Origin of the sequence: Anaerococcus sp. NML200574 (genome assembly GCF_026131665.1) — a bacterium.
Classification (GTDB): Bacteria; Bacillota; Clostridia; order Tissierellales; family Peptoniphilaceae; genus Anaerococcus; species Anaerococcus kampingae.
On the sequence record NZ_JAMXSM010000001.1, the window covers coordinates 193551 to 218513 of the forward strand.

Consider the following 24963-nt stretch of genomic DNA (forward strand, 5'->3'; position numbering starts at 1 on the left):
TTACAAATATTCAAAGAATTTACGATTTTTTATTTACCTTCATTATCTAAAAACTCCTCAAATTCTTCCTTAGACATTATTAGAACATCTTTAAAATACAAATCTTCAAAGGTAGAAATTAATCCACATTTATCAACCTTCTCCCTAGCAAGATCTTTAACACTTTTATGGATCTTATTAATACCTCCAGGATTATAAACTAAAATATAACCTAAATCATTCTTAGCAATTGATATTTTTTCATCAACAATATCTAGATATACCAGCATAGACTCTTTTATTTTTGCCCTAAGATCTCCTCCTCCTGGATTAACCATATTTTTAAATTCTATAAAATAATTTATTCCATTGCAAAACCAAATCGCATCGTTTGATTTATATTGTTTAGCTTTAGAAAAATTAAAACCTTGATATTTTTCTCGTTTTATCGATTCATTAATTAAATTATATTTCTCAAAATATAACTCTGTTAATATATCAAAATCTATACACTTCTCATAGGAATCTATGAAAGAAACTCCATTTTCAGAGTCGAATGAACTTTTACTGATATCTGAATATATTCTATCTAAATCTATATCATCACAAAATTCATTATCAAAAAATTCTTCAACACATTTTTTAAAATCAATCATCTCTGTCACTTTCTTCTTCAAGTATATCAAAAGCAACAGCAAGAGCAGAGTAAATCTCTTCTACAGAATCAGTTACCTCTTTAATCTCAGATAATCCCGTGTCATCATTATTAAAAGAATAATAAAATCTTAACTTATCATTAATGCCGTGCTTCTTAGAATAGACCTCAAGCGCCCTAATAAAGTATGGACTATGGCTATTAATTAAAATATGCATACCTAAATGTTTGTTCAACAAAACAATAAGTTCTGCAAAAATCAACTGCCAATCAGGATGTAGATGAGTTTCAGGTTCGTCCAATATTATAGTGCCATTTTGCTGTAATGAACCTCTCTCAAAAAGTAACTTTATAATTAAAAAAGCTTTTAAACCAGTGGAAGCATTTTTAACATTTATCTTTTCTTCACTGTCAGAAAAATTATATAGATAGCTGTTCCTTTCCTTAATTATATTTACTTGTCCTACTTTTTTTAAATGTTCATTTATGATACCTAAACTATCATCAATTAAAATACTTTCTGGGCTATTGTTATCTAATAAGTCTATAAGGTCATCAGTATGATTATAAAAATTATATCTAGGAATTCTAAAAATTCTGTGTTCTTGTAAACTGTCTATGATATATGGATCATCTATATAAACTATTCTTTTTGTTAAAAGTACAGGATTATATATTGTAATATTACCATCACCATCTATTTTTACAGAAGTTAGCTTATCTTTTATATCAATGCTTACCTTGGCGTTCATATCTTCGTTAGATATTTTTTTAATCTGGCCATTAAATTCAGCCTCAAATGTACCATCCAAAATATGCTCTAGTAAGTCACTTTCTTCAATGAATAAAGCAGAAACAATACCATCCAGCATTTCATCATTTATATTACTCTCAAAACTACTTGCGTCATCAAAATCTAAATAGTCTTCAGACACGTTCTCAGAAATAAAATGTAAAATTAAATCTTTTAAATTAGATCTATTATCTACGAAATTAGATCTGTTTTGATAAAGCGAGTGAAAAAATAAACTCAACTTTTCTTGATTAATTTGCATCAAAAAGAAAGAAGAAGTCTGCTTTCTAATTTCCCTCATAATAAAATAATTTCTTAATTCAATTATTTTTTCTTTATAATCATAAAAACCAGAAAAAATGCTAAATAATGACTTACTAACAGTACTCTTACCCGTACCATTTTTACCAGCTATAACTGTTATTCCATCAATTGAAATCTCCGTATTGGCAAGTTTTCCTATATTCTCCATATATAATTTCATAATTCCACCTCGTTATTAATTATACTATTCTGAAGAAAAAACGCATTGTTTACAATCTTATTCATAATACGAGTTAATTTAAAATAATAGTATAAAATATAAAACGATCCCTACGCCTCACCTTTTCTTACAATTAAACTCTTTCTTTTGCTTAAATATTTAGTGTTTTTCACAGTAGGTTTGATTTTTCCTTTTATATACACATGTTTCAGCTTATAATACCTATACCTATTCATATATATACTTCTTTTTATTCTCTTTATTATTGGCTTGGAAAAAAAATAAACAATAATAAAAACTAGCATTTTATAAAATGGATCAGAAAAAAAATCAAAAAACTTGTGCAAAGCATCATATAATGTCCCATCGTTTAGCTGTATACCAACTAATAAACTTTTAGTCAAATTCTTATTAGAATCCGCTATTAGCATAGTTATATAAAATAAAACAATATAAATCAGGATCTCAACTTTATCCTTAAAGAATTTAATCTTATCAAATCTATTTCCTCTATTTTTGTATAACTTCTTAAAATGTTTTTCATTCAAATTCGAAATAATAATAGAAATAACCGCAAAAAACAAACTAAGATTTGTTAAATCTAAGCTTCTTAGCAAGAATGCTATAATAAGAAAATAAGCAAATCTTTGCAAATCTTTTATATAATCAATAAAATTTATACAAATAAAGCCAACTGTGAAATAAAAAATTGAAATAATATATACAGTACGCTCATCATCTAAATATTCCCAACGTCCTATGATTAAATACATCCTGGCAAATATAAAAACTATAGAAAAGAAAAGTCTCCATGAAAAAAATATTCTTTTTTTTTATCTTTATAAGTATTTTTTCTTATGTAAATAAAAATTCCACTTATAATAAGTATAGATATAAAAAGCCACTTTCTAAATCCATCAGGACGCATACAATCTATAAATGATGTAGTTGTCAATAATACCACATAGGCTATATCAAAATAAAAATTAATATAAGGTAGTTTATCTTTTAGCCATTCTATAACTACTCTCTTTTTAAAATTCATAATAATTTACTCCACCTTGTAATTCGTACTATATTAATTAGCTTTATACAAAATATCAAATAAATTATTATCCTCACCTAACTCTTCTACCTCATTATATGCAAACGTAGTTAGTATAAATTCTTTCTTATCAAGAGTGTCTACGAAGTATTTATATTTTCTAAATTTTATTACATTTAATCCATCAGTCTTCTTTTTTTTACCATCAATAGAAGCTGGCATAAAAATCGCCCTGCCCCCATCAAGATTAGATATCAAAACATCAAAAGTCTTGTCTTCTCTGATAGAGTTTTTAACTACTGGGTAAGTATTTACATCCTTAGGCTTAGTATAACCAGGTAATATTAAGTATATAATAAACAAAGCAATTATGCTAGCTATAATCAAGATAGTCGAATAATAATCCCTAAAATTATCTACATTCATACGAGAAGTTCTTATATATTTCTTATCCTTAAACCTAATCATCAATGTAAAAAATGTTATAATGCACAATAATAAAGGAACTCCTTTATAGATATCATTGGTAATTGTCTTGTAATTTATAGGACATTTATCATAAAAAAAGCTCTCTAAATCAATACTAATCAAAAATATAAACACTCCAATTCCATTCATAAGAGCACATAAAACAATATCAAGATCATCTAGCTTCACATTCTTACACTTAAAAAAACATATAATACTAGGCAAACAATATGCTAAAAAAATTATAAAGGTTAATGTTTTACTGATAAGCCCTAAATTACTATTTTATCATAAGATAATGCCCTATGAAACCCATAATAATCGGCATAGGCCAAAGCCCATTCATTTTTCCTATACATTTCATTAACAGAAATTAAACCACCAGTAAGTGCAAATACAACCGTTAAAAACTTAAGTAAATCACTTGTTTTTTCAAAAAAACTTTTTTCTACATTAATATCGTAAGTCGATTTTTTTAGATAAGCCCTGTCTGATCCCCATCTCATAACCTAGCCTCCTTCTTCTGCAGTCAATCTATACTCATTAATAATAGTCTAGCTTAGTTTTCAACTAATCTATCTTAAAATTAACCTTATCAAAATGAAAATCAAAAATTTGCATATTCACCTCTTATAATTGCTCTTAAATATATAAATTAAATATTAAAACTCATAAATTCCAATACCAATTCTCATTATCAATTGGTCACAACTAACTTTAATTTTTATTTTTAACTTATGTATATTTACTATGCACATTTACTATGTATATATTTTCAATGTATATAACGTATACGTCATGATAATATAATAGTATTTTAGTAAAGTGCGTGGGTACAAAGTAAAGGGGCGGTTGCCCCTTTTTACTTTGCATCACTCAATCCACGTATAGGCAATTGAGTTTAATATTTTTTAAATTTAATTATGCTCTTGCTTCAGATTTTTTGTAAGCTACAAATGCGATAGTCATACTCATGCCCGTCGGCTCTTGGAGACCTAGAACTGGTGGATGAATACTAGAGAACCGATACCAGCTGTTCTGTGGGTATTTGCCTTATATTTTATTTTCACTTTTTCTTACTTTACCATGTTTTTGTGTTAATTCAATGTTTTGAATATCTATCTCATAGATCGCTACACTTTTGATCCTAAGTCTTTGATTAAGTATAAATCTATTTGTAAAGATTATTATTATCAATGGGTGTGGACTGACTAAAACTTATTTAAATACCTTAAATTACTGTAAATTAGATAAGAAAAAGAGGAGAAATTTATCTCCTCTTAATTCTTGTATTCTTATTGTACGTACTGACCAATAAGTTTTGTTAATTTGTTTTTACTTAAGCTTCAACAGCTTGGCTTCTTTTGTATGCTATGAAAGCACCGCCCATGATTGCTAGACCTGCTGCGATGAATACTAGAGAACCAATACCACCTGTTTGTGGGATTGTTACTTTCTTGTTGTCGATTTGTGTGAAGCCTTTTTCATCTTTAAGTTGTTTGCCATCAAGAGTTGTTACGCCCTTTGAATCCTTAGTAACTTCGAAAGGAACTGGTGCTGTTTGTTTAGCATATCCTTTTGGAGCTTCGGTTTCTATTAATTCATATTTACCAGACATTACACCAACAAGTCTGAAGTAACCTTCTGCATTAGATTCTAATACGTAAGCTCCTGTATGATTTTCTGTATCAGCAATCCATTTCCATTCTGTATTAGCTGCTTCATAAGCTTTATCTCTAGCTAATTTTAATGGAGCTATTTCTGTGTCTGCTTTTCCTGCTTTTACAGCATCTTTGTATGCTTTTTCAGCTGCTGCATAAGCTTGTTGATCTAAATCTTTCTCAGCTTCTGTCTTCTTAGCTAATACTTTGTCTTTATCTGGATTATCTATTCCTGTTTCATCTTTGTTATCAACTTTAACTTTTTCAATTTTATTTTTAACTACGAATTTAGCTCCTGGTAGACCTTTTCCGTCAGCTTTGTCAATTTTTTGGAATCTGTGTCCGTAAACTACTACGCCTGGTTCTTCTGGGTCTTTTGGTGTTGGGTTATCTGTTTTCTTATCTATAATCTTTACAGATCCATCCTCTTGTTTTTCGTATGTTACTTCATCATTAGGTTTGAACTTTTCAACAACTTTGTATTGTCTTGTATTATCAAGTCCATGCCATTCGTGTTCTTGATCTTCTTTAGTTCCTTTTTTCAATGTTACAGTTGCTGTTTGATTATCTGGAAGATTTTCAACTGGTTTTCCTGTATGAGCATCTATAAGAGTTACTTCTACTTCTTCACCTTCTGCAAAATCTCCGTAAACATTGTCAAAGTTTTTTGTTACTTTAAGTTTACCATCTTTTGGTTTTGTTGGATATGGAGTATTTCCATGGTGTGGTTCATTACCAAAGTGGAAGATAACGTCGTTTCTTTCTTGTCTTTCTACTTTTGCATTTTTATTAACAGTTGCAGAGTATTGAACAAGAAGTCTAATTTCAGTTTTTGAGTCATTAATAGCTTTAAGACCAGCTTCAGTTAATTCTAGTACGAATCCGTTACCGTCTTTTGTAACTGTATAGTTAGCTTTATCCCATTCAGTTTCTTTGTCTTTTTCGCCTGTCATGATTTTAACATCATTATTAAATGTAAGACCTTCTGTCATTTGGTCTGTCCAAGCAGCAGTTTTATATTTTGCACCTGCTGGGATTATTGTTTCGATGTCATATGGTACTTCTTGTCCTACATATGCATCTTTAACAATATTGTTAAAAATTTCTTTTCTTTCATCCTTCGCATTAGTTTTACCTTTGAAGTCTTTGTCTACTTTTGGTTCATTAGCTGTGGTGTTCTTTGGATATACGTGGATATCATTGTTTACAGTTCCGTCAGCTTTGAATAATGGAAGAGCTAGACCAAATGGTACAGCTTTCATACCTGTGATTGTACGATCAGCTTTTTCTTCTTCTTTTTGAGCTTTAGAATCTCCAGGGATTACAGATGAAGTTTCTATAGCCCAGATAAATCTGTTTTGATTTGCTGGAACATTGATTGTTTCAAGAGCTTTTCCGCCTTTAGCAGATACGATATCTTTTTTAGTAACATTTTCAGTGCCTAGATAAGCATCAACTTTAGCTACTGTATCATAATCGCTTGATTTAGCTATCATAGCTTCGTATTTAGCTCTGTCATTAAATACCCAATAAGTAAATTTAACGCCTGCTAATTCTTCTGCAGTTTGATCATTAAAGAAATCTTTTATATTATTGATTGATCCACCAACATACTTTTCCTTTGGATTTCCTGCAAGACCTTCAATAAAGTTTTCATTGTCTTTTTTAGTAGGGACATTAGCAAGACTTGCTAATTTAATCTTGTGTAATGTGACAGTAACATTTTGTTCTTGGTCTGATGTACCAGCAACTTTTGTTCCTGCTTCATTGGCACTTGCACTTGTGAATGGTGCGGCTATTATTCCGAATACCATTGCGAATGCTGTTAATAATGACAAAATTTTTCTTTTCATATCATTCTCCTTTTTTATTTTTTGTCAGTGTCGCTGTGTTCTGCAATTCCGTACTGCTTGACACTCCTATAGAGGTCCTCTAAGGGCCATACGGGCTTGTTCTCGCTTCGCTGCGAGTGCTCCGCACGGGTCCTCTCCGAGCCGGACGGGCTTGCTTAGGCTAGCGGCTTGCCTTTCGTGCTGGTGGGCCAGCTGCTTATAGGGGCTTTGGTTTATGTACCTTTTAGCCTTCTATAAATGGGGACGGGTTTACTATTTTTTGTGGCGTAGCGCCGGTTGCTTTCTTTTTTTTGGTTTTACCTTATTTGAAAGCATTTCCCTTTTTACTATTATACCATAGTTTCGGGAATTTTGACATATTTTCTTGCTTTTTAGGGCAAGTGTCTTCTTCGCCCAGTAGATGCGGCGATTTGTTTTATATAATCATAGGCTTTTTGGGGCCTAATAATTATTGGTGTTGTGGGGTTTGTTGCCCCTTTTTTCCATTTTGGATATTTATGGAATGTTGTTTTTGGGTTTTTGTCCAGTTTTGAATATTTATGGATTGTTGCTCTTGGTTTGTTGTTGACTTCAAGCAATACTTTTAGGCTTCTCGACTACGCTCGAAGCAGGGGCACAGAGTTGGAAGCTATCGAGCTTCCTTTCGAGCTGCGCTCGACCACTCTGTGGAGGTCCTCCTAGAGCCGGACGGGCTTGCTTCTTATCTCGAGCGTAGTCGAGAGATCTATTAGTTCTGCTTGGGTGTTTAGTTTGCTTTGAGCAACTATTAGCTTAGTTTGTTATCCAGTTTTGAACCTTACGAATTATCGCTCTTAGTTTTTTGTTGATAACTTACTACCCTGTTAGACTTGTCTCCCAGAGCCGACGGGCTTGCCACTACGCTCGAAGCAAGGGATGGGTGGTGTATATACCTAATAACGATGTAGTTACAGAACCCTATATATACAGAACCATGAGATTTCTCGCAATGCTCGAAATGGGGAGAGTGGCGGGAAGCTCTCGAGCTTCCTTTCGAGCTACGCTCGACCACTCTGTGGAGGTCTTCACTGAGCCAGACGGGCTTGTCTCTTGTAAAAGATAAATACTCCGCCTAGCATTACTGCTAGTCCTGCTAGGGTGTATCCTATCCAGGTTCCTGGGCCTCCTGTGTATGGGTATTCGGCCTTGCGATTTTCGATTTGGATTGGATTTGTTTCTGAGTTAGGCTTTGTGTCGTCTTTACCTACAATTTCCTTATCATCAACTTTTCCATCTTTATCAGACTTATAAATCTTACCGTTTTCTACCTTGAAGTAGTATTGGTCTTTTTTCATTAGGGAGTAGCCTGATGGGGCTTTGATTTCGTATACTAAATACTCTCCGTCTGCTAGATCTGTGAAGCTAAACTTACCATCGCCATCTGATTTGGCTATCCATTTGTCCTCTGGTGTTGTGCCAGCTGGAGTTACTACGTTACCATCTTTTTTGATTGGTTGGTAGGTGCCATCTGTCTGTTTCTTTTGAAGTTCGAATTCAGCTCCTGCTAGGGCTTTTTTTGTTGTTTCGTCTACTTTTTGGAAGTAGATAGATGGTTTTTTGATGTTGCCTATGTCGGTTGTTAGTAGGTTGATGTCACGGGCTAGATATTTGTCTTTGTATGCTGTCATATCTAGATTGTTAGTTCCAATTGTTAGATTTGCTTTTGTTGCGTACTTATCTAGTTCTGTCTTGATATCTTCTGTACCAAATGTGACTTTACCTGTTGTTTTGTCGACTTGTCCAACATCGTAGGTTGCCTTGGCGCCTATTCTGCCATCTTCTTTGTATGGCATGTCTACTATGAAGATATATTCTCTTACTGCGTCTGCATCATTTTTATTTTCTTCGTTAGTATTTCCAGAGCTTGATCCTACTGGATTGTTTTTCTTTTCCTCTCTGTATGGAGGGGTTATTCTTATATCTAGGCTATTGCCATCATTGAACTCGACTGTGTAAGATGTGTTATCAGCATCTTTTATAGTATCACCACTTGCTTGTACCAATCTTACCTTAGTATTTGTTTGGCTTAATTTTAGGTCAGTGTTTACTGAGTCTAGGATTAGCCTTGCTTTTTCAAGCTCGCTTGGTTTTGCTTTGATGGTGATTTTTTGTCTGAATGTTTTATTTTCTTTATCTATTCCAATGATTTCTGTGTCAAGATTTTCTGGTTTGTCGCCATTTTGTTTGTAGGTTAAATTCTCTACAGCTTTCATCTTGTCATTTGAATCATCGAAGGAGTTTGTCCATTTGACTTTACCATCTTTTGTGACTTCTAGATTCCAAACTGTTTTAGATTTGGTGTAGCTTTGTGGGGCTTTCTTTTCTTCTAGGGTATAGGTACCTGCTGGAAGCTTATCAAATAGGATTGTATTATCTGCTTGTTTTGTTCCTATATTTGCAGTGTACTTTTGTTTGCCTGTTGCAGTTAGTAAGAATTCTGCACCATCTATGGTATTGCCATCTTGGTCAGTTTTTCTTATCCTTATCTCTGCTTTTCTGTTGTTTTCTAGGATTTGTTTATTGTTTTTGATGTTTACAATATTTCCATCCGCATCTACTTCAAAGGTTGAAATCGCATCTTTTGGCAAGTCATATTTTGTATCATCTGGTGATTTTGTTTCTATGACTTGGTAGGTGCCAGGTGCTAGGCCTTCCCATGAGAAGATTCCATCTTGGTCTGATGTTCTTTTTGAATCAGCTACATCAGTTTTATCTTTTACAAGTTTAAATTCTGCTCCCTTTAGAGGATTTCCTATGCCTAGGTCTTTTAGGGTTTTAGGATTTTCTGCTTCCTTATCTACTACATTTGATAGGACACCGCCATCTACTTTTGCAAATTCAATTTTGTTTTTGAAGTTTACAAGTTTGATCTCCTTGCTGACATTTCCACTTGCTCCTGGGTTAAAGAATTGTGACCAGGTTTCGAAGTAGGATTTGTAGGAATCTTTGTAGGTTGTACGGTTTTGCGTCCTGTAATTGTAGTGAGTTTCATCTGCCCTAGTTTTTAGCGATTTTGGATTACCCTTTAACTCACCCTTTATTTCTATTACATAGGTTGCAGTACTTGAATCACCTTTTCTGTTTAGGTATCTAGTTGGGATATCTATTTTTCTGGTGATTTTTTCAGCACTATTATCTCTTCTTACATTTCTATAGTATCTAACATAACCATAAGCATCATATCTCCAGAAATCCCAGTAATCATTACGATTAACTTCTATTGATTCTGTCCAAGTTTTAGTTGGATACCAATTGTATTCATCACCCTTATCTGTAATTAGACTTAAGTCAGAGCGTACTTTGAGCTTACCATTTTCATCTTCTTCATATATATCATATGAATCTGGTAGGTCTCCATCTTCCCATCCATCAATATTTCCACTGCTTGGATGACTACCTGCTCCATTCTTGATATAGGTTTTGACTGATAGATTATCATTTACTAGGATATCTTCATCTGTTGTAAATGATAGGGTTTTGCCTAACATCTCTCTATTCCATGGGTTTAGATATAAAATCGCTGTGAAGGTCTTACCATCTGGGTTTAACCTTAACATGTAGGATGATATATCTGAATCTGGGTTTTGGTAACCATTATATCCAATCTTATCATTTCTTCCTCTGTAGTCTATGGTTATAGAGTCTGAGTAATGATAGTTAGAATAGTTAGGATTTGTTGGATTAGTATTATGTCCTATATCTGCTGTGACTTCTATGTCGTGCTTGTGGTCTACTTTTCTTCTGTTAGGGAAGAGTTGTAGGAACATAGACATGGACTCTGGCTTGTAGTCTTTTACATATTCTGTAAAGGTGTAGGTGATTGACCTTCTGTCATCATTTACCTTGGCCTTGGCAAGAAGTCCTGCAGGTCCTATGATGTTGAAGTATTCGTCACCCTTTTGACCCTTGTCAGTATTATCTTTATTGATACCATCTAGGTCTACATTGTCGGAGAATTTGATTGTGAAGAAATCTCCCGGCTTTATGTCTGCTTTTTCATCAATCTTGAATTTGTATTTGGCAAAGATGCCTTCAGCCTTGTTTGGATATACAACATCTTTTCTCTTTGAGTCTGCTGTTGATACAAGCTCATCTTGTTTGCCATCAAAGGTGATTGATTTTGAAACATCTTCTTTTAGCTCTTCTGGAGCCTTCCATTCTTTATCTCCACCTAGGCTTATTAGTCTCTTCTTGGTGTCTAGGATGAAACCTGCTTTGGTTTTTGTTTCCTTGAGCCAATAGTAGCCATAAGGTAGGCCGGTGAATTTGATTGTACCGTCAGAGCCTGTTTTTTGTTCTCCAACTTTGGTTTCGCCGTCTGTCTTATAGAGAGTGAACTCAACGCCATCTAAGGCTCCACCATTTTCGTCTTCCTTGGTTAGGGTAAATTCACCCTTGCCTGGTTTTTGGTTGATGATATGGGTTACGGTTGCCTCACTTGTACCATCTACTTCTGCTTCTATAGGCTTGTCGGTGCTCTCTTTGCCTTTTTTGTAAATCTTTACCCTACCATCTACTACCTTGAAGGTCTTGATTGGGCCATTGACTTTCATGTACTCTTTGCCATTTTCGTCTTTGGCTGGTTTTGGTTCGATTACTCTATAGTAGCCGTCGGTTAGGTTTGTTATTTTGAATTTACCTTTATCGTCAGACTTGTAGATTCCGACCGGTGGATTTGTTATTTTTTCTGGGTCGTAGTTTTTAACTTTTACTTCTTCTCCAGTTTTCTTACTTATATAATAGTAAGTTGTAGTTCCATCATCGTTTTTCCTTGGTTTTATCATTTCCATATTTGCTGTCAATGGATAATAACCTTGGTTTTCCTTTTGGATATCATCTGGGTCTTGTTTTTCTAGGTAGAACTCAACGTCTTTTAGTGGAGTTTCTTTATCTTTAAGTTTTCCATCCTCTCCTTTGACCTTTTCTTTTCCTACTTTTGTGAAGACTACTTCGGTTTTATTGTTGACAATTCTGAATGAGAAGCCTGAGTTAATGGATTGTCCACCAGCTATTAGCTGATTAGAATCACTTATATTTTTGCCTTCCTTATTTGTAAGTGGAATCCAGTCCTTGCTTCCATCTTCCTTTTTAACTTCTTTTAGAACTGCCTTTAAGGTTGCTACAAATTTTTGGTCGGTTTGTAGGTAACTAAAGCTTAACCTATATCTGTACTTGGTCTTAGCATATCCATCTGGGGATTCTACTTCTTCTAGGATATAGTCTTTACCAAGTTGAATATCATTTGGTAGGTCTATCCTGTAGGAACCTGCATCTGATAGGTCTATCTCTTGTTCGTAGACTTTTGTATCAGTATTTGTTTTATCAGCAGGGTCTTTTGAAATTTTTATTCTTAGTTTTCCCTTGGTGATATCCTTGAACTTACCTTCTTCCATAAAGCCTTTACGTAGGTAGAAGAAATATGGTTTGGACTTATTGATTACGTAGAAGGTGCCATCCTTTTCTACATGAGTTTCTGGATTTTGTGCATTCCTATTTAATAAGTTTTGGAAATCTCCAGCACCTTGTACTAATTCCTTATTTCCCTCTTTGTTAAGTTTTATTTCAAAGTATTCTTTTTGTAAGGCTCCTTTTTCGTCTTCATAGACTTTTATTCCTATTTGCCTATCCATGATTTCGTAGCCATCTGGAGCTTTGGTTTCTTTTAACAAGTAGACACCCTTGGCTAGGTTTTTGATTTCAAAATTACCATCTTCGCTTTCTACTTGGAAAGGTGGGAATTCTGATTGACCTGACTTGGCAGAATCAAGGTCCTTTGGATCGTTTGAAGTTTTTAGTAAGACGAACTTGGTGTCCTTCTTTATTACATTAGATGTATTCCTGCCACCAATCTTCTTCCACTTAAGGTCGGTTGTGGTCTTGGTGTTGGTTATCTCGTAAGGTTTATCCTTTCCATCACCTGTAATATTGGATTCTGTCTTAAAGTTATACTTTGAGTAGAAATTGGTGTAATAGTCATTATCGTACTTCTTAAAGTATTCTTCTTCGACATTAAGTTCTTTACCATCTTTATCTTTGTAGGTTCTCACTATTTGTAGGCCATCATCTGTCTTTTCGACTTTGAATATCCACTTGAATTGCTTGGTGTTAGATTGGTAGCCTTCTGGAATGCCTACTTCTTCTAGCTGGTAGATACCTTCGCCGAGGTTTTGGAAGTCTACCTTACCAGTAGATTGGGAACGACGGAGGGCACTGTACTTACCTGTGGCAGATGAGATTTCGTCTGGTTTGACTTTTTTGTCCTCTTCTGTTGGATTTTGTCCACCTACGCTGATAAGATTTTTTTCTTCATCATACTTATATTCTTTGTTATCGTAAGTGAATTTTTCCACATTACCTTCAGTAGTGTATTCTGTGACCTTCTTGCCGTTGGTGTATTTCTTAAGGGTTGCGTTATTAGCCTCACCATAGTATTCGTAGGCTTTGGCTTTATCATCCATTGAGAATCTTACTTTTGTAAGTCTAAAGTAAGCGTCTTTTAGTGTTTTTTTATTTCTCTTATCATCTAGGTCACTAGAAAATTTCTTGAAGGAGAAGTTGGTCTTGGAGTAGTTTCTGATTTTGATGTCTTGGAGGTTACCATCGTCATCATAATCAGGGTCTCCATTTTGCTTTGTCTTAAAGCCTATAGACTCGTCAAGTTTGCCGTCTGGGTCGCTTTCAAACACCAATTTCAATTTGTGAGTTGTTGAGTCTTGGTCTACATTGAAGAACCATGGGTCTGGTTTTTCAAATTTTGTAATAGCCCTGGTTTCTTGGAGCTTGTAGCGGCCAATAGGAAGGTATCTGAATTCGAAGTTGGAGTTGGAGTATGAGTAGATAGTCTTTTCATAACCACCCTCAATTTTCTTACCATCCTTATCGACTTGGGTTAGCTTAAAGTCGGCAGATTCTACTGGAACTTCTTTTTCAACAATTTTATCGCCCTCTTTTACTTTGGCCTTTTTGCCTTCAATTTTTTGGAATTTGAGGTCGATGTAGGCTTTTTCGTTGTTTACACTTACAAATTCGCCCTTTGTGTTTTTGGAGAAGAACTTGTTTGTATCAGACATCTCTTGGTAAATGCCTTGTTCGTTTTTCTCGTAGCCTTTTACCTCTTGCTTCCATGAACCTTTTTCATCTTCTGTAAAGGTGATAGCAAGGAAGGAGTCGGTTGGCTTGAAGCCATCGGCTGGTTTTATTTCTTCTAGGATGTAGGTGCCTTCACCTATGTTGGTAAATTCTACACCTAGTTGGTCATTTGAAATTGCCTTGGCAAATTTCTCTTTCTCATCATAAGGTTGGACTCTCATTGAGTCTAGCTGTTCTGGTGTAAGGTCTGTTCCATCTGCGCCTTTAGTTGTTTCTTTCTCATAAGCTGGCTTGTTATTTTCAAATACTAGCTTTCCATCTTTATCAAGCTTAGCTTTTCTTAAGGAGAATTCTGCTCCTCCTATATTTTGGTAGGATGCCTTATCCTTTTTGAAGAAGTTTAGCTTTGTTTTGTTTTTGTAGTTGGTAACTCTAGCATCGTGGATCCACTTGTATGGGGCGTCTGGCCTTGCTGGATCGGAACGACCATCATCTTTTACCTCTTCTATATATCTTGCAAAGTCAGGGTCTCCCTTTTTGAAGCCCTTGATAGTTTTGCCTATAAGTTCTTTCTTTTCAGCTTCTGTTATGCCGATGTTGAAATCGTCATTTGCAGAGAAGGTGTGTTCAAAGTCGAAGGTGATATCCATGTAGTTGGCATCTCTTGGTACTTTTTCTTTGTTTATTACTACCTTGAAGTACCACTTCATGTTATTACCATTTTTATCTTTTGGAGGCCTATAGGTGTTATCTGGGGTCTTGATTTCTTCAAGCTCGTAGATACCTGGGGTTAGCTCTCTGAAGTAGTTATCTCCTGGCTTACCAGTAGCCTCTGACACTCCGTCGAATTTCTCATCGTAGTATTTTGGAAAACCTGTTTTGCCTGTATCGACATAAGTACCATCTTCTTTTTTCTCATAGATTGGAACTCTCTCACCATTTACAAGCTTACGAGCCTTAAATTGTGAACCTGTTAGAGCAGCCTTGTTTTCATTGACCTTGGTAATTCTTAGCGGAATTCTAAAACCTGTTTCATCGTGGTTGAAGATTTCAGTTAGGTTACCATTTGAGATATTGACTATTACAGTATTATTCTCTTTAACATCTCTAGAATCAAATCGGTATTCTGATACAGTCTCAGATCCCCAACCACCAGCTATTTCTGTATCTCTAGTATAGACTAGTTTGTAATCAGAATCTAGGTCAAGACCTTTGTATTCTAAGGTGCCCTTATAAGGAGCATCTCTTTTGCTATTTGGAACTTTGACCCAATTGTCTACTAGGCCTTGTCTTTTGTTGACGAAAAGTTCAACTGTACCTGGAGAACCTTTTGGCTCATCCTTACTATTATCTATTCCGTCCTTTTGGTTGGAATAAATGAAGTTTGCCTTTAAGATCATCTCACTTGTTGGGTGTGGGGTATTTTCATCTATGAAGCTTGCTTCTACATTTACATCACGATCTGGCATCTCGAAGGTACAGGTAGATCCATCAACCTCTGCAGGGTCACCGTTAATTAGTAGTTCAGCTAACTTCTTGCCAGGATTTGGTGTGATTGTTATTGTAACTTCTGTACCTGGTTTGACGTTATTTTGTGGGCTTGCACTAATGCTTCCGCCACCTGTACTGCTTGTGTTGACCTTGTGGCCTTCTTGTGTTCCAGGTACTTGTTTAGTACCATTATAGATGATTTCAGGTTTCATATTGGTGATTATTTCTACACCATTGTTACCTTTTTCTGTATCTATTTCTTTTTTACCAGTGTCATTGCCATTTATCTGTTCATATTTATAGTAGGTTCTCTTTTTACCATTATGACCAGGTTCAGTTCTAGTTTCTCCAATTTCTAAGTTTGGGTCATCTCTAGTTTCTGTAGTCATTGGGATTATTTCATCTTCGTAACCTTCTCTATAAGATATAACTGGTTCGCTTGTTTTTACACGAATTCTAGGTGGGTCTATTGTTTGTGTAGTGGTTTTTTTATTAGAGTCGTGCTTATAAGTTATATTTCCTATAATATCATAAACACCTGTTACTAAATCAGACTTAGCTTGAACTTCAAATTTTATACTATAAGTTTGTCCTTTTCTTATAGCAGGTTTACCTGATTCAATTCCAATCTTCTTCGTATCTGGATTATAAGCGGTATGCCATCTTGTTGTTGGTGCATTGCTTATATCTCCATACCAAGATAGGGTTGAATTTGCCTTAAAGTTAAAATTATCATTGAAAGTGAAGTCAAAGTATGGCTTTGTATCAAAGTTTCTCTCACTTTTGTTTTTAAGGTCTATTTTAACTTCAAATACTCCTCCACCTAATTCTTTAACACTTGTTGTTACTTCTGTACCACCATAAAGTTGGGCATTTTTAGTGTTTTCAATAGTGTATTCTACATTTCCAGCTTGTACTGATTTTGGAATGATTTCTTCACCTATCTCCAGTCCACCTGACCTTGGAGCTGCCATTGGTCTATTAAATTGTAGTGGTTCTGAGATATCTAGACCTGCCATCCTGAATCTTATGCTTTGGGCAGCGTAGTCCATTTGTTTTGGATTTCTGGTCTTGCTTGGGTTGTCCCTGTATTTTTTGACTGTTCCATCTCTTTCTACTAGGATGTACCATGGGTTTGGATCTCTTTCGTAGCCTGCAGGTCCCCTAAATTCTTCTAGGACGTAGTGGCCTGGTTTTAGTTGGTCGAAGGTTACTATACCTTGGTTAGGGGCTTCTTCTTCGATTTCTTTTGGGCTCTTTCCAGTTTGGCCGCCTTTGCCATCATCTTTTGTGATTGGTACTCCTGGTGTTACCTTTTGAATGTATTCTTTTGGATACTTTTTGTCCTTATCCTTGTACTCTATCTCGTAATCTTCATTTGCTGTATAGAGCCTGAAGTAGGCACGTCTTAGACCGACTCTTATTGGGTTACCATTTTTATCTGTATATCCTATTGCGTTACCGACTTTCTTGATTGAGAACTTTCCTAGTTTTTCTTTTTCAAGGAAGTCGACTACTCCCTTAAATACTGAGTGGAAGTCGGTTTTGGCGTTGGTGTTAGGGTCTCTTACGATTACCTTCATATGGCCTTCGTTGGCTATGGCCTCTGCCTCTACCTTTAGGAGGATGTCATCAGCCTTGTTGTAGTCTTTTGGTGGGTTTGTTTCTCTTAGGATATAGTAGCCACCAAATTCTAGGCCTCCTAAGTGGAAGAGGCCCTTTTCATCTTGGATGATTGGCTCTTTATTGATTGGTTTAAAGTTTCCTTTTTCATCCTTTTCGCCAATTATTGCCCCGTAGAAGTCTGAATTGTAGAGGTTGAAGCTTACTGGCTTTCCATCTTTGCCAAATAATTTTTCATTGACTTCTGTAGCTTCTACTTCTGTTTTGCCTTCTTTTTCTACGATTTTTCCCTTGTATTTTTTGAAGTCTATATCTATGGTTCTGGCCTTATTGCCTATTTGGTAGGCTTCGACTTTTTCATAACCCTTAATTATATTAGATATCTTAACTTCTGTTAGCTTATTGGAGTTGAAGATTTTATCTTGGTTCTCTCCAGCTTCTGCCTTTGGTACCTCATAAAGCTTGTGGGTGAAGTTGCCATCTTTATCTAAGCTTACTATAAGCTTCCAACCATAGAGGTCGGTTTTTTTGTAGCCTTTTGGTGCTTCTAGCTCTTCTAAGAGGTAGACTCCGACTTTTAGGTCTTTGAAGGTGATATATCCGCCGCCCTCTGCTTGTTGGCCATCGACCTTGGCTCTTGGAGCTTTGGTTTTGGTGGAATTATCTGTGTAGGCTTCTTCTAAGTAGAAGTCACCATCTACCATTTTTAGGGACATGAGTCTAAATTTAGCATCGCCTAAGCCTAGGTGTTCTTTTGCAGTGTCTAGGTTTTCGGTTCTTACTTTTCTAAATTTGATTTCTGTCTTTTTGGCCTTATTCCTAATTATAGGAAGGTCAACGAGTTTTTTATCTCTGGTGGCCTTTTCTGTTTCAAGATTTGCATCTGCTATTTTTGCTTCTTTTTCACCCTTTTCATTTGTAACTTCTTTGTATTCTTGTACAAAGCTTACTTCAACCTTTTTCTTATCATTAGCATCTGTTATTTCTTTAGCTTCGATTAGGTAGAGTGGGGCTTTTTCGTAGCCTTCTGGAACCTTTGTTTCCTCTAATACATAGAAACCAGCTGGGATTTGGTCGAATTTGAATTCACCAATATTTCCCTTTTCGGTCTTATCGTATTTTGTGTCATAAGTAAGTTTAGATGGGTCTTTGAATTTATTTTTAGCATCAGCTAAATCACTTGCTTCTATTTTTCTGAGTCTAAATTCTGCACCGTCTAGTTTGATGAACTTATTTCTTTTTATAAATTCAAGTTTACCGAGGTTATCTTCTATATTTGTGACCTTGACTTTGATTTTGTTGTCTTTGTCAAGAACTACAAGAGGTGTTTTGCCGTCTGTATCTTTTGGAACAGTTTTTTGGTCTATTGATACTTCTGTTTCAAAGCCATCGTTGACGTGGATTCTTGGAAGCTTTTTGGCATCGTATGGGCCATTGTCTGGATGGATTTCTTTTCTTATTACTTCGATATCAAAGTCTTGGATTTTTTCAAAACCTTGTGGGGCTTTGACTTCTTGGACCTTGTACTTACCTGGTCTTAGGTAAAGTTTGTGAGCCTTGTTATCATCTGTTGATGTCCATTCTTTTTTCTCACCTGTATCGATATTGGTAAATCTGAATTTGGCATCTGCGAGCTTTTTGCCGTCTTTCTTATATTTATCAATCTCGATTGGAGCCATGACACGACCTGCGATTAGCTCTTGGTATTTGCCTTCGTCGGTGTGGGAGTAGAATACTAATTTTACAGAATCTGCCTTGTCAGGATTCCAATTATTGCCTTCTCTATAAGAATCAATAACCTTCTTATAAAGCTTTTGGGCCATTTCGTATTGGGTGGATTGGACTGGTGGGTAGTTTCCTATCTGGGTTTCATTATCTTTTAATTTTCTAGGAGCTCCTGGCTCATTATTTATTCTTCTATTAGGGTCCTTTCCTTCAAAAGAGCCGTCCCAACCAGTTTTTGGGTAGGTTTGACGGGTACCTGATAAGGTGTGAGGAACTTTCCACTCATCTACGTTGTAGGATGATGGGGCATCGAAATAATCCTTTTCTAGGGACTTACCATCTGTAAAGTGGTGAATTACCCTTTGGTACATGGATGATTCGATGAGCCTGTGCATCACTTGGTTGTTATTGTCTTTCGAATATTCCTTCTTGACTTCCTCACCATAGAAGTAGATCTTTTTCATCAATTCTTCCATAGCTTGGCCCTGGCTTAAATCACCATTATGGTTTAGAGAAACTCCGTCGTAAGTGTTCCCAGCTAGGTAATTCTTTAAGCTATAGGTGCCAGATTGGTTTCCTATGGATTCATTTAGTCTATTTAGGAGGTAGTCACCTGATACATCCTCATGCTTATCTAAGAAGATCTTGGTGTTGCCTGTGTATACTGGGGCATTGACACGGTCGTTGAAACATGATACCATATCGAAGTTTCTATTGATACGCATGATTGGGTATGGACTTTCTATATAGGCTATGTAGCCTTTGGCTAAGTCTTGGGCAGAGATTTTTTCTGTAAAGAGGTTTACTCGGCCGCCTTCATAATCGTAAGACTCGTCGATGTTAAATTTCTTTTTGTCTTTTAGGTTAGGCCTAAAGTTGTAGGTGTCGTCTCTTTTTCCTGAGTGGTTAGGATATTCATAAGAAACTATGGTTCCTGGGAAATACTGACCATTTTGTAAGACAACATCTCCTGCTTGGGTCGTTCTCCTATAGCCACCGTCTTTGAGTGGTAGGTAGTAGACCTTTTTTGCCCTAATTGTTTTCTTGTCTTTGCCATTATTTCTATCAAAATCAGGATTATCTAAGGCTGGGTCTTGGCTTTCGCCACGTCTGATTAAATCTAGGGCGTACCAATCTACCTTAGTATCTGATTTTCTATTTGCAACTATGGTTCTGGTGTTGTCGTAGTAGAATCTCTCGTTGGTAAACCTATCTGTTAGACCTAGGAAGGTTGCAGGAATATTTGTTTCAACTAGGTTGAATGGTACTTCTGCAAATCTTCTAGCCTCTTTCACTCCCTTTAGCCATTTGAGTGGAGTAGGGATAGAGTTGTATTTATTAAGTATGTCTTGTAACAAACCATCAATATAGTTCTTATCAGGGTTTAGTCTAAAGCCAATTGAGTAGGTTTCGTGAACTTGGTCAGGGTCAATTGTTGCTTTGACCTTGATGTATAACTTATTTCCTTCTGGTTTATTATCAACTAATTTCTGTCCAAGATCAGCTTTACTTATTTGAGAATTTTGGCTTAAAAGCTCTCCAAGGTTTGTTGAAGAAATATAACCATCTGTTGTCTCTAGGTCATCTTTATTTTTAGATGCCTTGTAGTAGATATTGGTAAGGCCTTGGTTAGCTGATCCAAACACTGTTAGGTTTAGATTATTAAAGTCAAGTGGGTTTTTAGGGTCAACAAGCTTATCTGTATCGACTTCTATATCCCATTCTACATAGGCTCCTGTTAGTCTGGACTTATCCAAATCAACTAACTTGTCTATTACCTTTCCCTTATTGTCTTTAAGTTTTTGAGAGGTTGTCCTCCAGTCTAGTTGGTAAGGATAAGTACCTGATTTTGTTTCTCCCTCATCTTTTACAACATATTCGCTAGTGACTGGGCTCGGTGTATCTTTATAGACTGTTATTGGATACAAGTTTTGAACCGGGTTATTTTTTGGAGCTACTTTGATGTTAAGAGTAATTTGGTTTTGGTTACCAATTGCTTTTGCATCAAATTCTAAGTTTTGGTCTATATTTAGGTCTATAGTTTCTGTAACCTTTCTTACGTAGGTGTATCTAATAACATTATTATTACCAATCCTTAACATTTGGGCAGTTGCTACTAGACCAAGTTTAGGATGGTTGAGGTCCTTAAGCTGTTGACCCCAATCTTCTCTTAGGTATGGGCCTAAGTTTACATCAAAGTACCAACCAGATGGGATTGGCCAGGCTTTAGATGCCTTAACTTGCATAGTTGTCTTGAGCTTGAACTTCTTACCCTCAAAAGAGTCTGAATTTCCTTGTGGCAATTGTCTAAGATTGTTAAATCTTGTATTTTCTTCCCTGTCCTTTTCTACAAGAGCATTAATGGCATCGTTATTAGCTGTCATTAGCTTTTCTTGGTCTTCTCTTGTAAGCTTATATTTTTCTTCAAAAGAATCTAGGAGGGCTTGGATTTCTTCGATGCCCTTAGTCTTATCGGCTAGAGCTTCTTTTAATTCCTTGTCGGCCTTTTCGAGATTTGTTGGCTCTTCTGGCTTATTTTCTAGATTTTCTGGATTTTCCTTTTCTTGTGGGTAGACAAATTTGATTATTTCGTCGATATTTATATTAGCTACCTTGTAGGTTTCCTTGTTTAGACCGGTGATTAAGTCCCCTATGATTTCTCTAAGGTCAGCTTCTTCTAGCTTATCTCTTTGGGCTATAGCCTTGGTATAGTTTAGTAGGTCTTCCCAATAGATTTGGTCCTTGTCGTAGGCATAGAGTCTGGATGTGATTTCATCTACAGTTTTTGCCATGGCCTCTGTGAGTCTAGACTCGTTTTTAAGTCTGGCTTCTAGGCTATCCCTATTTAGGAGGAGGGCTGATAATTTGTCGGCTGGATCTTCCTCTTCCTCGCTAGGGTCTTTTTCATCTTCCTTTTCAGCTTGGCTAGCTGGTTTATCATTTTCTTCTGATGGAGTTTTGTCAGCGGCAGGAGTTTGGTTTTCTGTAGGAGCCGGCGCTGGGTCTTCTTCTCCCTCTTTATTTTCTTCTTCGCTTCCTTCTATATATATAGGGTTTTTGATTTCCCTATTATTTAGCTGGTAGGATGCGATATGGGTGTTTTTCTTATCTACCTTTGTACTTAGGCTTAGCTTAGCAAGGTAGGCTTTTGGAATTTCGAAATTTATTTTTTCTGCAAAATCGATTTCTTGGCTAAATTCCTTATTGATTACAAAACCTTCTGGGCTCATCTTGTAGTAGTCTAGTCTGATTTTTGTTTCGTCTGTGATTTGATTTGCATCAGGTTTTAGCACATAGTCTACTGTTCTTACTTCTTCTTTTTCATTGGCTAGGTAGTCTGTCCATTCTATTTGGTCATATTTTACAAATATGCCTCCTAAAATTCCTTCTTCCTTGTATGTAGCTGTGAGATTGTTAGCATCACTTTGTTCTAGCTTGATTGTCTTGATGGTATTTTCACCATCATCTAGGTCTTCTTCTTTGGCTATTAGCTTGTAGGTTAAGACCTCATCATTATCCTCTGCTAGTCCTAGGGCTAGATCGAAGTTTCTGCCATCTTTTGCTTCTCTGATGTCTGCACTTATCTTATAGATTATTTCATCATGGGCCTTATTTTTTAGTATAAGGCTATTAAGTTCATCATCAGATGTTTCCACTGCTAGGTCGTTTTCCTTATTAGCATCTATGGCGCTTGCAGAAACTAACCTTAGGGAGTTGATATTTGGCATGGCTACTAGAGATAGGCTTAAGTCCTTATCTTCTCCTTCTGCAAGAGGATTCTTTCTCTTTAGCCTTATTTCATAGTCAATCTTTGTGAGGGATTCATCGAGTGTAGCCTTCATATCTATAAGGTAGTCTTTGCTTTCTACAAGCTTTGTTGAATCTATTTCTGCTGCTTTGACGTCCTCTGTGGTCTCATTTTGAGCAAGGCCCATTATTGATGAGTCCTCTTCATAATTTTGTGGCTCAGGCTCGCTTGCGAATACGTTTGTCGGAATGGACATGGACATTGCAATTATTAGGGCAAAGACCTTTCTTGTCAATAGGCTTAATCTTGCTTTCATATAGACCTCCTTTCTTCGTCTAAATTTGCTCTCTGTCGTCTGTGGTATTTCTTTTTATGGATAATTATTATCATATCTAGTCCTTTTATTGATAAGTGATTTTTTTGAAATATTTTTATAATTAATTTTGGGCGCATTGGCCTAGTTTCTATATATATCTATCATATAATACTTTTTGATTTTTGACAACAGATAAAAATGCCATGGTTGACGCTTTTGCATGCTAAGGAAAATTGGTTTTAAATATATTTTTGAGCGAAATATATATAAATTTCTTAAAAATATCAGAATAATTTTATATATATTGGGATTTTCTTGGGAAAATTTTAAATTAATTATTAGTTTATTTAATTTTATTTTTTGGAATGTTAATATGTATAAAATTTCTATAGATTTCTAAAAATGTAAGATATTGTGATATTTTAAATTATGGATTGTGAGAGAAGATTTAGAAATATTTTAAGGCTGGGAGAAGAATTTTTCGCCCAGCCTTGGTGATTTTTGTATTAAATATGAATAAGTTTTTAAAGATTTTAATAATTTTCTAATTTGATGAAGGCTTGTGGACCATAGATTGACCATTTGGTCTGTCTTAAGAGGTCTGCTCCGAAGACTACTTGGATGTCTTTGTCATTTAGGCTTTCATCTATGGCAAGTGACTTAATTCTTACTTCTTTATTGTCTAATTTGAAGATGAACCTATTGAGGAAAATTACATCTTCTCTGGCATCTCCCATAAGCTTCATCGTTTGCGAAAGATCTGCATCTGCATCTATTATATCAGCTCCTATTGGCTTTGAGACAATGGTTAGAGGTCTAGATGTGTCTATGGCTGCCTTTATAATCTTGTCATTTAGGCTTATATTTAGGATTGGTTGGTTTGTTTTTATAGCGTTTGGCTCTAAAAAGTCTGATGTTTGAACTTCAAATTTGCCCTCGGCAAGATTTCCTCTCCAGGCAAATTGGCTTATGACATTCCATCCTAGGACCATGTCGCAGTCATTGGTATTGCCCAATTGATCTCTTCCAAGGTCAGAGACTTCATCCTTTGCTACAAGGACTGGTACCCTATTTAGCTTAAGCCCTCCGATGAGTAGCTCGCTCAAAAATCCCCTTTTGTAGGTCTTTTTCTCGTCTATATAGTCACTATCAATCAATTCTATTTCTAGGGATTTGGCCACTGATTCCTTTATCATGGTATTGCCTCTGGTGTTAAATAGGGCGATAAGTCCCTTGCCATTTGAACCTAGGCCTAGGTAGATGAAGTTTAAAAATTTGGTATCTGCTATTGGAACTAATGAAAAATTCATGTTCTCTCCTTTGTATGTATTTTTATTATATTATACCTTAAAGATTGGCAAAGTATAAAGATGAATTATCCTTGCGAATGTCCATTGTATTTATCCAACTTTTATTGTACAATTATAGTACACTCATTGTCTAGTGTTTGAAAGGAGGTTTCATGAACGAACTAATAATTGCCATCCTTCCAGAATATGTGAAGGGCAAGGGGATTTATTCTAGAATCTATTGTGAAGACGGTGCCTATCTTGACCAAAGGGGCCCGGCCCTATTTCTTAAAAATCTCTACTACCATCATGGCAAGGATAAGCAAAGAATTGACAAGCATATAAAGGCAAACTACCAAATCCACCGCAATCTGCCTTATGTAATCGACTCAAATGGTGTATTTTTCCCTTTCAAATACAGAAAAAGCGATTACGACAAGGAAACAAGAGCCTTTGTAAATGTGAAATATGTTGAAAGAATAGAAAATAGCGAAATAGTCCTAATAACAGGAGAAAAAATATCAAGTCTCGCCAGCGAAAAGGCCCTAATATCCAGCAAAAATCTAGCACAATCATTGATGTTTGAAGAGATGGTGAAAATCTTAAGAGAGCAAAATTCTTCTATAAGGTTTTTGACAGCCAAAATAAAAAATCCCATTTAAGCTTGCAAAAAATAATCTTCTTAGTATATTACTATTATGAGTTAGCAGTCGTAGTTAATGAGTG

At 35.6% G+C, this 24963-nt stretch carries 11 protein-coding genes; 1 reads left to right on the top strand and 10 read right to left on the bottom strand.

Annotated elements, in window-relative coordinates:
• Window positions 1-29: 29 nt before the first annotated feature.
• From NH286_RS00875 to NH286_RS00920, 10 genes are all read right to left on the bottom strand, one after another.
• On the bottom strand, window positions 30-635 hold the full coding sequence (locus NH286_RS00875; protein WP_265236118.1) for a hypothetical protein: 606 nt from the start codon (window positions 633-635) through the stop codon (window positions 30-32).
• Complete coding sequence (locus NH286_RS00880; RefSeq protein WP_265236119.1) at window positions 628-1911, bottom strand: ATP-binding protein; 1284 nt, start codon at window positions 1909-1911, stop codon at window positions 628-630. The genes NH286_RS00875 and NH286_RS00880 overlap by 8 nt, the downstream gene beginning before the upstream one ends.
• Window positions 1912-2021: 110 nt before the next feature.
• Window positions 2022-2684 (bottom strand): hypothetical protein, encoded by a 663-nt coding sequence (locus NH286_RS00885; protein ID WP_265236121.1) that lies wholly within the window; start codon window positions 2682-2684, stop codon window positions 2022-2024.
• A 17-nt stretch (window positions 2685-2701) separates the two neighbouring features.
• Window positions 2702-2956 (bottom strand): hypothetical protein, encoded by a 255-nt coding sequence (locus tag NH286_RS00890; RefSeq protein ID WP_265236123.1) that lies wholly within the window; start codon window positions 2954-2956, stop codon window positions 2702-2704.
• Between the two features lie 33 nt (window positions 2957-2989).
• Window positions 2990-3382 (bottom strand): hypothetical protein, encoded by a 393-nt coding sequence (locus tag NH286_RS00895; RefSeq protein WP_265236125.1) that lies wholly within the window; start codon window positions 3380-3382, stop codon window positions 2990-2992.
• Between the two features lie 314 nt (window positions 3383-3696).
• Window positions 3697-3930: a hypothetical protein gene (locus NH286_RS00900; RefSeq protein ID WP_265236127.1), complete on the bottom strand. Its 234-nt coding sequence runs from the start codon at window positions 3928-3930 to the stop codon at window positions 3697-3699.
• Between the two features lie 833 nt (window positions 3931-4763).
• Window positions 4764-6938, bottom strand: a complete 2175-nt coding sequence (locus NH286_RS00905; RefSeq protein ID WP_265236129.1) for an isopeptide-forming domain-containing fimbrial protein — start codon at window positions 6936-6938, stop codon at window positions 4764-4766.
• Window positions 6939-7309: 371 nt separating this feature from the next.
• Window positions 7310-7516, bottom strand: coding sequence for a hypothetical protein (locus tag NH286_RS00910; RefSeq protein WP_265236131.1), 207 nt, complete (start codon window positions 7514-7516; stop codon window positions 7310-7312).
• Between the two features lie 465 nt (window positions 7517-7981).
• Entirely contained in the window at window positions 7982-22948 is a 14967-nt protein-coding gene (locus tag NH286_RS00915; protein WP_265236133.1) for a SpaA isopeptide-forming pilin-related protein, read from the bottom strand.
• Window positions 22949-23481: 533 nt separating this feature from the next.
• Window positions 23482-24258: a retropepsin-like domain-containing protein gene (locus tag NH286_RS00920; RefSeq protein ID WP_265236136.1), complete on the bottom strand. Its 777-nt coding sequence runs from the start codon at window positions 24256-24258 to the stop codon at window positions 23482-23484.
• A 152-nt stretch (window positions 24259-24410) separates the two neighbouring features.
• Between NH286_RS00920 and NH286_RS00925 the strand changes: the two genes are divergently transcribed.
• Window positions 24411-24899, top strand: a complete 489-nt coding sequence (locus tag NH286_RS00925; RefSeq protein WP_265236138.1) for a hypothetical protein — start codon at window positions 24411-24413, stop codon at window positions 24897-24899.
• Window positions 24900-24963: the final 64 nt, after the last annotated feature.

Excerpts from the sequence above, each read along its gene's own strand:
- NH286_RS00875 (WP_265236118.1), bottom strand. The coding sequence starts at position 635 with ATGATTGATTTTAAAAAATGTGTTGAAGAATTTTTTGATAATGAATTT.
- NH286_RS00880 (WP_265236119.1), bottom strand. The coding sequence starts at position 1,911 with ATGAAATTATATATGGAGAATATAGGAAAACTTGCCAATACGGAGATT.
- NH286_RS00885 (WP_265236121.1), bottom strand. The coding sequence starts at position 2,684 with ATGTATTTAATCATAGGACGTTGGGAATATTTAGATGATGAGCGTACT.
- NH286_RS00890 (WP_265236123.1), bottom strand. The coding sequence starts at position 2,956 with ATGAATTTTAAAAAGAGAGTAGTTATAGAATGGCTAAAAGATAAACTA.
- NH286_RS00895 (WP_265236125.1), bottom strand. The coding sequence starts at position 3,382 with ATGAATGTAGATAATTTTAGGGATTATTATTCGACTATCTTGATTATA.
- NH286_RS00900 (WP_265236127.1), bottom strand. The coding sequence starts at position 3,930 with ATGAGATGGGGATCAGACAGGGCTTATCTAAAAAAATCGACTTACGAT.
- NH286_RS00905 (WP_265236129.1), bottom strand. The coding sequence starts at position 6,938 with ATGAAAAGAAAAATTTTGTCATTATTAACAGCATTCGCAATGGTATTC.
- NH286_RS00915 (WP_265236133.1), bottom strand. The coding sequence starts at position 22,948 with ATGAAAGCAAGATTAAGCCTATTGACAAGAAAGGTCTTTGCCCTAATA.
- NH286_RS00920 (WP_265236136.1), bottom strand. The coding sequence starts at position 24,258 with ATGAATTTTTCATTAGTTCCAATAGCAGATACCAAATTTTTAAACTTC.
- NH286_RS00925 (WP_265236138.1), top strand. The coding sequence starts at position 24,411 with ATGAACGAACTAATAATTGCCATCCTTCCAGAATATGTGAAGGGCAAG.